The 705-nt window shown below is 56.6% G+C and carries 2 protein-coding genes; both read left to right on the top strand.

The genetic code is table 11. The features are described from left to right. The coding region (locus EXE42_RS16205) for a helix-turn-helix domain-containing protein (protein ID WP_199240793.1) at nucleotides 1-401 on the top strand (401 nt) is incomplete at its 5' end. Continuing rightward, nucleotides 394-705 (top strand): helix-turn-helix domain-containing protein (locus EXE42_RS16210; RefSeq protein WP_158293757.1); only part of this gene is annotated, 312 nt, incomplete at its 3' end. The genes EXE42_RS16205 and EXE42_RS16210, both read left to right, overlap by 8 nt.

Genomic DNA, 705 nt, shown 5'->3' on the forward strand with positions numbered 1-705 from the left:
GACTCGACAGCTCACACGAACGCACGCAGCGCGTCCTCATTGAGGTCGCAGATGTCCTGGGTCACAAATGGCATCCAGTTATTCTCACGCAGTTGCTGAATGGGGAGCACACGTTCAGTGAACTCAGCGCGGCCATCGACGACGTGTCGAACAAGATGCTCTCGGATAGTCTCTCGACGCTCGAGGCCGAGGGACTTGTCGATCGGAAGGTGGTGAGCGAAAAGCCAGTCCGAGTCAAGTACACATTAACTCCTCGAGGTAAAGAATTAGAATCGGTTCTCGATCCAATGCTCAGGTGGGGCCGAGAATATTTATTTAATGGTGAGGTCGATGAAATGCGGAAGCCGACCGGCCCGCGTCTTCCGGATCGCTCAGGCGAGGAGGTGGCAAATGATGAGTAGTCGAACTGACTTGTCATCAGATATTTCACCCGACAACCAAGCTGAGCGCGGAATTGCGCGCCGGGCAGCAGAAGCCGACGAGACCGAAATTTCAGTAAAAAAACCCACACGCGAAGAGGTGCTCCAAACGGTGTTCGGCCTCGGAGTACAGGACGTTCGCACGTATGACGCCGTCGTGGAGATTACTGGAGCAACAGCCAGTGAGCTTAGCGATCACCTCGACCCCGACCGCAGCAATGTGAACCGGTCGCTGAAACGGCTCCGCGAGACTGGTCTCGTGACGCGGGGCCGCCGGCTGCTCGAC

The organism is Halorubrum sp. SP3, assembly GCF_005435195.1.
Taxonomy (GTDB): Archaea; Halobacteriota; Halobacteria; order Halobacteriales; family Haloferacaceae; genus Halorubrum; species Halorubrum sodomense.